The organism is Streptomyces sp. NPDC002156 (genome assembly GCF_053593675.1).
Genome location: NZ_JBSFDA010000265.1, coordinates 1 through 8,890, shown reverse-complemented (window position 1 = coordinate 8,890; position 8,890 = coordinate 1). Strand labels below are relative to the sequence as shown.

Annotated in this window: 7 protein-coding genes and 3 pseudogenes; 9 read left to right on the top strand and 1 reads right to left on the bottom strand. The window is 69.6% G+C overall.

The features are described 5' to 3' along the window. From ACWCRB_RS47250 to ACWCRB_RS47210, 9 genes and pseudogenes are all read left to right on the top strand, one after another. Nucleotides 1-3,006 (top strand): alpha/beta fold hydrolase (locus tag ACWCRB_RS47250; protein WP_451001979.1); only part of this gene is annotated, 3,006 nt, incomplete at its 5' end. Next, nucleotides 2,999-4,630, top strand: coding sequence for an FAD-dependent oxidoreductase (locus ACWCRB_RS47245; protein ID WP_451001978.1), 1,632 nt, complete (start codon nucleotides 2,999-3,001; stop codon nucleotides 4,628-4,630). The genes ACWCRB_RS47250 and ACWCRB_RS47245, both read left to right, overlap by 8 nt. A gap of 31 nt (nucleotides 4,631-4,661) precedes the next feature. After that, nucleotides 4,662-4,949 (top strand): annotated as a pseudogene (locus ACWCRB_RS47240) (transposase); the annotation flags it as partial. Between the two features lie 290 nt (nucleotides 4,950-5,239). After that, nucleotides 5,240-6,304 (top strand): IS110 family transposase, encoded by a 1,065-nt coding sequence (locus ACWCRB_RS47235; RefSeq protein WP_451001977.1) that lies wholly within the window; start codon nucleotides 5,240-5,242, stop codon nucleotides 6,302-6,304. Between the two features lie 68 nt (nucleotides 6,305-6,372). Continuing rightward, complete coding sequence (locus ACWCRB_RS47230) at nucleotides 6,373-6,612, top strand: hypothetical protein (protein ID WP_451001976.1); 240 nt, start codon at nucleotides 6,373-6,375, stop codon at nucleotides 6,610-6,612. Beyond that, nucleotides 6,585-6,845 (top strand): annotated as a pseudogene (locus tag ACWCRB_RS47225) (DDE-type integrase/transposase/recombinase); the annotation flags it as partial. The gene ACWCRB_RS47230 and the pseudogene ACWCRB_RS47225, both read left to right, overlap by 28 nt. 37 nt (nucleotides 6,846-6,882) lie before the next feature. Next, nucleotides 6,883-7,266 (top strand): integrase core domain-containing protein, encoded by a 384-nt coding sequence (locus ACWCRB_RS47220; RefSeq protein WP_451001975.1) that lies wholly within the window; start codon nucleotides 6,883-6,885, stop codon nucleotides 7,264-7,266. Nucleotides 7,267-7,295: 29 nt separating this feature from the next. Further along, nucleotides 7,296-7,496, top strand: a pseudogene (locus tag ACWCRB_RS47215) (transposase); the annotation flags it as partial. Between the two features lie 44 nt (nucleotides 7,497-7,540). Further along, nucleotides 7,541-7,891 (top strand): carbamoyltransferase C-terminal domain-containing protein, encoded by a 351-nt coding sequence (locus ACWCRB_RS47210; protein ID WP_451001980.1) that lies wholly within the window; start codon nucleotides 7,541-7,543, stop codon nucleotides 7,889-7,891. 121 nt (nucleotides 7,892-8,012) lie between these two features. On the opposite strand, the gene ACWCRB_RS47205 is transcribed toward ACWCRB_RS47210, so the two are convergent. Then, the gene (locus ACWCRB_RS47205; RefSeq protein ID WP_451001974.1) at nucleotides 8,013-8,708 is read right to left on the bottom strand and encodes a DUF4405 domain-containing protein; all 696 of its coding nucleotides are present in this window, start codon (nucleotides 8,706-8,708) and stop codon (nucleotides 8,013-8,015) included. Nucleotides 8,709-8,890: the final 182 nt, after the last annotated feature.

Here is an 8,890-nt window from a genome sequence, read left to right as displayed (position 1 = left end):
GACAACTGCCACCAACCCGTCGCCTTCCACCAGACCATCAACACCCTCATCGCCGACGGACACCACACCTTCATCGAAACCAGCGCCCACCCCGTCCTCGCCCCGCACCTCGGCGACACCGACGCGGCCGCGCGCATCCTCACCAGCCTGCACCGCGACGACGGCACCGCCGCCCGCTTCCTGACCGGGCTGGCCCGCGCCTGGACCCTCGGACACCCCGTCACCCCCACCCCCCAGGACGGACCGACCGCCGACCTGCCCACCTACCCCTTCCAGCACCGCACCTACTGGATCAGCACCACCGCCCCCGGGCCCGCCGCCGCCCCGGCCGACACGACGGAGGCGCGGTTCTGGCAGACGGTCGAGGAAGGCGCGCCCGACCAGGTGGCCGGGATGCTCGGCACCCGCGACGACGCGACGCTGGCGGACCTCGTTCCCGCGCTCGCCGCCTGGCGCCGCGAGCGCCGCACCCGATCGCGCGCGGAGTCCTGGCGTTACCGCCTCGACTGGCGGCCCGTCACCCTGCCCGAGACCGCGCTCCGCGGGGCGTGGCTGGCGGTGCTGCCCCCGGACGGCGGCGGGGAGGCGGAGAACGCCGTGCTGAGCGCGGTGGAACAGGCCGGCGCCCGCGTCGTGCGCGTCCGCGCCCGCGGCAAGCGGGACGAGCTCGCGGCGGCCCTGCGCGAAGGGGCCGGCCAGTCCCAGCCCGCCGGGACACTCTCCCTGCTCACCGACACCGAGTCCTGCCTGGTACTCCTCCAGGCACTCGCCGACGCGCGGCTCGGCGGGCGGACCTGGTTCCTGACCCGGGCAGCGGTCTCCACCGGTGACTCCGACCCGATCCGGCACCCCGAACGGGCCGAGCTGTGGGGGCTGGGCCGGGTCGCCGCGCTCGAATACCCCGACAGCTGGGGCGGGCTGATCGACATCCCGGCGACGCCGAGCACACCGGACGAACTGGCCGCGCTGCCCCGCATCCTGGGCGGCCGGGGCGATGAGGACCAGCTGGCGGTGCGCGGCGCGGGCACCTTCGCCTGCCGCCTCGTGCCCGCCCCGCCGCCCGACCGCCCCGCCGCGGCGACGTTCCGGCCCCACGGCACCGTGCTCGTCACCGGCGCCACCAGCCCCACCGCCCTCGCCGTCGCCCGCTGGCTGGCCGAGAACGGCGCCCAACACCTCCTCCTGCTCACCACCACCCCCGCGGCCGGACTCCCCACCCCCGCCGAACTCTCCGGTCTCGGCGCCGACATCACCCTCGCCCAGTGCGCCCCCGCCGACCGCGAGACACTGGCCCGCCTGCTGGACGCGATCCCCGCCGACGCACCGCTGACCGCCGTCGTCCACACCGACGAACTGCTGGACGAGGGACCCATCGAGACATTCACCCCCGAACGCCTGCAGGCGGTACTGGCAGCCAAGGCGACCACCGCACGCCACCTGCACGAACTGACGAAGGACCACGACCTCGCGGCGTTCGTCCTCTTCTCCTCCTTCACCGCCTCCCTCGGCGGCGGCGTCGGCCTCGGACCCTACGCCGCCGCCAACGCCCACCTCGACGCGCTCGCCGCACACCGCCGCGCGCTGGGACTGCCCGCCACCTCGCTGGGCTGGACCGCGTGGACACACGCCGGACGCGACGCCGAGGAAGCCGCGTTCGAAAACTCGCGCAGGCAACGTCTCACCCAGCGCGGGCTCCCGGGACTCGACCCCGGCCTTGCCCTGCTGGCACTCCAGGAGGCCGTCGAACGCCAGGATTCGGCACTGGTCGTCGCGGACGTGGACTGGGAACGCTTCCTGCACCGCTACACCGCGACCCGGCCCAGCCCACTGCTGGAGACGATCCCCCAAGCGGCACGGCTGCGGCAGCACACGGCAGCCGGGACCAACGGAGCCAACGGGGCCAAGACCGCGCACGGCGCCGCAACGACGCCGCAACGGCTGGCCGCGCTGCCGGCCGCCGAGCGGGAACCGGCGTTGCTCGACCTGGTGCGTGCGCAGGCGGCAGCCGTACTCGGGCACACCTCCGGCCAGGCCGTCGACCCCAGGCGAGGGCTGCTGGAACTCGGCATGGACTCGCTGACAACGCTGGAACTGCGCAACCGGCTCGCCACGGCGACCGGTCTGCTCCTGCCGCCCGACGCCGTGTTCCGCAACGGCAGCGCGGAAGCGATCGCCCAGCACCTGTGCACGCAGCTCCCCCAGAGCGCCCAGGCGGCGACAGCGCCGCCCCGCCCGCCGTCCGGCCCTCACGGACTCGCCGCCCTGTTCCCACAGGCCCTCGACACCGGAACGACGGTGGAGTTCACCGACCTGCTGGGCGACGCCGCCCGCTTCCGGCCGACGCTGCCCACCACCATGCCGCAGCCGGTGCGGCTGGCCGAGGGCCCGGGCGGCCCCGCCCTGTTCTGCCTGCCGACCGTGCTCGCATCCTCAGGGCCCCACCAGTTCGCGCGCTTCGCCGCCCACTTCGCCGGCGAGCGCGACGTGTGGGCCCTGCCCCTGCCCGGCTACCTGCCGGGCGAGGCACTGCCCGCCACCCTCGACGCCCTGCTCGACGCGGCGGCCGTCACGATACGCCGCCACTGCGGCGGCCGCCCCTACGCGCTCGTCGGCTACTCCTCGGGCGGCCTGCTGGCCCAGGCGGTGGCCGCACGACTGGAAGACACGGGCCAAGGCCCGGCGGCCGTGGCAGCGATCGACACCTCGCCGCTCAGCCGCCACCTGCTGGTCCAGCTGATACCGCAGCTCCTGGACCGCCTGGGCAAGCTGAACGGCACCGACGAAGCGGGCCTGGTCCTGGACGACGACCGCCTCACCGCGATGGGCGCCTATCTGAGACTGCTGACGGACATGACACCCCCGCCCGTCAAGGCCCGCACACTGCTGCTGCGCGCAGGCACGGACATCCCCGGCGACCACTTCTCCGTCATCGAGGCACACGCCGCCACCACAGCCCGGTCCATCCACGACTGGCTCGACGCAACGCGGAGTCAAACCCATGAGTGACATACCCGACACCCACGACACCCACGACACCCACGACACCCACGACACCCACGACACGAACGACGTGCCCCCACGGCCCTCCGTACTGATCGTCGGCGGCGGCACCTGCGGCCTGGCCGCCGCCTGCGAGCTCCTGCGGCTCGGCGTCTCCGTCCGGCTCCTGGAGAGCGAACCGGAACCGAACAAAGGCTCACGCGCCATCCTCCTGTGGCCCCTGGGACTCGAGGTGCTGCGCGGCCTCGGCGTCCTGGACCAGGCCCGGGCCAGCGGCGTCACCCTCCGCTCCCTCCACTACCACCTCGACGGCGGCCGGACCCTCCACAACGACATCGGCCAGGACAACGAAGCACTGCTGCTGCCCCAGGAACAGACCAGCGCACTGCTCGAAGGCATGCTGGAAAAACTGGGCGGCCGGGTGGAACGCTCCATGCAGGTCACCGACGTATCGCACGGCGAGGACTGCGTGAGCGTGAAGGCCCAGGGACCCGGCGGCACCACCGAACTGATCGAGACGGACTGGCTGATAGCCGCCGACGGCATCGCCAGCACCGTCCGGGAACAGCTCGGCATCGACTTCCCGGGCGTCACGCTGCCGACGCTCTACCTCGCCGCCGAGGGCCACATCGACGGCGGCGACGCCAGGCGCGGCGCCGTCCACTACTTCCTGCGCTCCACAGGACCCATGGTCTACGCCCCACTGGCAGGCGGCATCACCCGCCTCGGCACCCCCGTACCACCCAACACACCACTGACACCACAGACCGTCCAGTCACTCCTCCACCAGCGCGGACCGGCCGGAGCACAGGTACGAGACCTCCACGAGATCAAAACCTTCGCCAGCCAGGAACGGATCGCGACACACCTGCGCCAGGACCGCTGCTTCCTCGTCGGCGACGCCGCCCACACCCACTCACCGATCGGCGGCCAGGGCCTCAACCTCGGCCTCCAGGACGTCCACAACCTCACCTGGAAACTCGCAGGCGTGATCCAGGGCCGGTTCACCCCCGCAATCCTCGACACCTACGAGACCGAACGCCGCTACGCCGCCGAACTCACCGTCCGCAACACCCGCGGATTCACCCGAATGTTCACCCTCAAACCAGCCCAAGCACGCCTCCGCAACGCCGCCTGGCACTTCCTGGAAGCATCCGGAATCCTCCGGCGCCACCTGGTCCCCCTCCTGGCCGGCTGGCAGGTCCGCTACCCCGAAGGCCTCATCACCCCCCAGGAACGAAAACCCCGCAACCCCCGGAAAAAAACCCGCACACTCCCACCCCCCGGCTCACGCGCACCGCACTGGGCCACCACCCCCACCCGCAACACCCCACACCACACCACCTTCCGGCTCCTGACCACAGGCACCACAACCCACCCCATCCACCACGCAGCCGCCACCACCGCCCACCGACTACCCCACCTCCTCACCCACGAACACATCAACCACCACCGCCCAGGATTCCTCCTCCTACGCCCCGACGGATTCATCGCCTCCAGCGGCACCACCCCCACCACCCTCCAACACACCGAACAATTCCTCACAAACCTCACACACACCCACAACAACCACCTAACACCACCACCGACACCACAAAACCAAAAAAACACTGAAGCGCTCCGGGTCTGATGGAGGCTCGATTCCCTGAGAGGACCGAGTCATGGCACGTCCGTCCCCCTACCCGCCCGAGCATCGTGAGCGTGCGGTGCGCATGGTCGCGGAGATCCGCCCGAACTACCCCACCGAGTGGGCCGCAATGAAAGCAGTCGCAGCCAAGCTGGGCATCGGCGCGGCCGAGACGGTGCGGACCTGAGTCCGCAAGACCGAAGTCGACGGCGGCCAGCGGCCCGGCGTCACGTCCGAGGAGGCCGCGGAGATCAAGCGGCTCAAGGCCGAGAACGCCGAGCTGCGGCGGGCCAACGAGATCTTGAAGGCGGCGTCCGCTTTCTTCGCGTCAATGTCAGGCTGTTGGCGATCGGCGGGTGGCACGGGCCGAAACCGCCCTTGGTGGTTGGTCCTTGATGTGCCGCTCTCTGGTGGCAGGATCCTGTCGACCGGTGGGCTGGCTCGTTTCTTCGCTGCCCCGCGAGGCGGTGGCTTGTCGGCGATGTGCCGCTCGCCGGTCGTAGGCCGTCCGGTGCGGTGTGGCTTGATAGGAGCGTGCCGCTGGCCCGATTGAGGCGTGCCCCCGGCGCCGGACGATTCGGTTCGTGTCCGGCATCGTCGCAGGGAGGCGCGTTGATCGTCGTCGGGATAGACGGGCACAAGAACACGCACACGCTGGTGGCGGTCGATCCGCTGGGAAAGAGGCTGGCGGAACTGACCGTCGCCGCCAGACCCGCCGGCCATCTCAAGGCGCTGGCTTGGCTGCACGGCTTCGGTCCGGTGCTGGTAGCAGTCGAGGACTGCCGCCATTTGACCCGCCGGTTCGAGGCCGACCTGCTCAACAGTGGACACGCTGTGGTGCGGGTGCACACCCGTCTGATGGCCGGCGCACGACGCTCGGCCCGCGAGCGCGGGAAGTCCGACCCGATCGACGCCGAGGCGGTGGCCCGGGTCGCTCTGCGTGAACCCGACCTGCCCAAAGCGTGCCTGGACGGGCCGAGCCGGGACATCAAACTGCTGGTCGACCACCGGCGCACCCTGGTCGCTCAGCGCACCGCGATCGGCAACAAGCTGCGCTGGTTCCTGCACGAGCTCGACCCCGAGCTGGCCGTCGCCTCTCGTGGCCTGCGCCGCCTGTGCGTCTTGGACCAGCTGGCCCACGCCCTGATCCAGCATCGCGGGACACTCGCTGCCATCGCCGCCGAACTGGTCGCGGACTGCCGCCGTCTCTCGGAACGTATCAACGTGCTGGAGAGTCAGATCCGTCGTCTGGTCACCGCCCGCGCACCGCATCTGCTGGCAATCCCCGGCTGCGGCGTTCTGGGCGCCGCGGTCATCATCGGCGAGGCCGCCGACGCCACTCGGTTCGTCTCCAAGGCCGCCTTCGCCCGGTTCAACGGCACTGCCCCGATCCCCGTCTGGTCAGGCAACAAGGTCCGAGTCCGGCTCCACCGGGGCGGCAATCGCACTGTCAATCACGCTCTCCACATGATCGCTGTGACTCAAGTGCGAGGCGACGGTGAAGACGCCACCTACTTCGCCAAACAACTCACCGTCGGCAAGACCAAGACGGAGGCCCTGCGACTGCTGCGGCGCCGTATCTCCGACCGTGTCTACCGCGCCTTGCTCGCCGACCAAGCCGACCTCGACCAACCCCTCAGCCCACAAACCCCAACGCCCATCAGCCTGGCTGCTTGACATAGGAGCATCGCCGAGCTCGACCGGCCGTCGAAGCGCTCGTAGCGTTCATCGACGCACACCGTCAGGTGTTCGGAGTCGAGCCGATCTGCAGAGTCCTGACCAGCTATGGACTGAAGATCGCGACGAGCACCTACTACGCCGCCAAGAACCGCACCCCCAGCACCCGGTCGGTCCGCGACGACGAGCTGAAGACACAGATCAGCCGCGTCCACGCGGACAACTTCAGCGTCTATGGGTCCGAAAAGTCTGGCGCCAGCTGCACCGCGAAGGCATACCAGTGGCCCGCTGCACGGTCGCCCGGCTGATGCGCGACCTGGGCCTGGAGGGCGCCCGACGCGGGAAGAAGATCCGCACCACCATCCGGGACGACGGCCAGGACAGGGCTGGTGACCTGCTTGGACGCGACTTCACCGCGTCGCGTCCGAACGAGCGGTGGGTTGCGGACTTCACCTATGTCTCCGCCTGGTCCGGGATCGTCTACGTTGCGTTCGTCGTCGACGTCTTCTCCCGCACGATCGTGGGCTGGTCCGCCGCCACCAGCAAACGGGCCAAGCTCCGTCCTCGACGCCCTCGACATGGCCCTGTGGCACCGCGACCGCGCAGGAACTCCCGCCGGACCAGGGCTCATTCATCATTCGGATGCGGGCAGTCAATACACGTCGTTCGCGTTCACCGCGCACCTCCTCGACGCCGGCATCGACGCCTCGATCGGCACCGTCGGCGACGCCCTGGACAACGCGCTCATGGAATCCCAGATCGACCTCTACAAAACGGAGCTGATCAAGCCCCGCAAGCCCTGGCACGGCCTCCCCGACGTCGAACTCGCCACCGCGGAATGGGTCGACTGGTTCAACAACCACCGCCTCCACACAGCGGTCGGAAACATCCCGCCCCACGAGCACGAGACCAACTACTACGCTCAACACCAGCCCCAACCGGCGGCTGGAGTCAACACATAGAGCCTCCACCGATCCCGGAGCGGCTCAACCAGCTACCGCCGTACGCACCAGAGTTCAACCCGGTGGAGGGCGTGTGGTCGCTCCTGAAGAGGTCGCTGGCCAACCTCACAAAGCACAGCCTCGACCAGCTCACCACTGTGGTGAAGACGCGACTGAAGCGGATGCAGTACCGGCCCCGCCTCGTTGAGGGCCTCATCGCCAAGACCGGGCTCGACCTCCCATCGCCGTAACCCCAGCCATTAAAGATCTCTGGACGGCGGCCGATCGGTAACCGCTGAGCGAGGGAGTCGTTGACCGGCTGAACGCGACGGTGAAGGTCCACGAGCTGTTCCGTCCCTTCGCGCCCGTCGTTCCGGAGGAGCACCCGGCGGTGTACATCACGCTCGGGCCGGCGGCGCCCTTCATATCGTTGGCATCCCAGACCCAGCCAAGGCCCGCGAGTAGATCCCTGCCGAGTGGCCGTCGATGCACCACTCCAGCGGACGTGACCCACGTGGGCGGAGAACCGCTCGTCGATCCACGGCTTGGGCAGCACCACGAACCCTTCTTGGTCGTACTGCGCTTGACGATCGCAGCGGCCAGTGCGAGCGCGGCCAGGCAAGTACGGACGAGGCTGCCGATGTAGCCGCCGTTGGCCCGGACCATGTCCAGCGGGTGGTGCGCGTCGGCGACTTGCCGCAGCAGAACGCGGGCGGGGCTCCGTCACGGTGAAGAACTGACCTCTCTCCCCTGCGCCTTACGCGACGTCACCGATGACTTGGCTGGGCCCGCCGTCTGGCGCCCCAGCGGCGCAGGTAGTGGGCGAGCGCGGCGTACATGGCGACGATCGAGGCATAGCCGGCGAAGAACCCCACTGTGTCGTTCTCGAAGTCCCAGTAGCCGAACGAGTAGTAGCCGACCAGCTTGGTACCGACGTCGAGGTCGAAGGACGCCTTCACTCCGTAGGCGACGGCCACGACCACCAGGATGCGCAGGGCCACCAGGGCGGCGCGGGAGGACGCAAGACGCCCGACCATGGATCGGGCCACCCCCATCACCGTCTGCCAGTACAGCCCAAGATGGATGGCCACCAGGATCAACGTCGCTGTCGCCGCGAGGATGTGGATCTGTCGGCCGGTCGCGCCGCCCGACAGGCCCAGGAATGCGAAGACCTCCCGTGAGACGACCAGGCTGCTGCCCAGCAGGACGGTCATGCTGATCAGCAGCAGGACGTTGACCAGGATGGTGAGCCGATGACGCCGATTGCGGGCGTTGCGTGGAAGCCTGGCATACCAACTCAGATGGATGGCGTTGTGGATGAGGACCCCGGCAAAGAGCACAACACCGATCAACTCGTGGTACAGGTCCCCAGTCCACTGATGGGCCATCGCGAACAGCATCAAGGCCAACATCACCGCGACCAGCCCGATCCTGAACAGCCACCGGCCACGACGGCGCGACACTTGGCGAGCGGGCCTCAGGCCGACAGTCCCGACTCCTGGACCCACGATGCCACCTCCCCACGCGAGTCCTGCGCCCCGGGTCCGCGAACGGCCAGGCCGTCACGCAGTTGCGCGCCAGGGCACAGCTTTACGATGTCCCGCTCACTACCAGCGAGCCCGCTGCCTTCGTGGGTGCAGAAGGG

Excerpts from the sequence above, each read along its gene's own strand:
- ACWCRB_RS47220 (WP_451001975.1), top strand. The coding sequence starts at position 6,883 with ATGGCCCTGTGGCACCGCGACCGCGCAGGAACTCCCGCCGGACCAGGG.
- ACWCRB_RS47245 (WP_451001978.1), top strand. The coding sequence starts at position 2,999 with ATGAGTGACATACCCGACACCCACGACACCCACGACACCCACGACACC.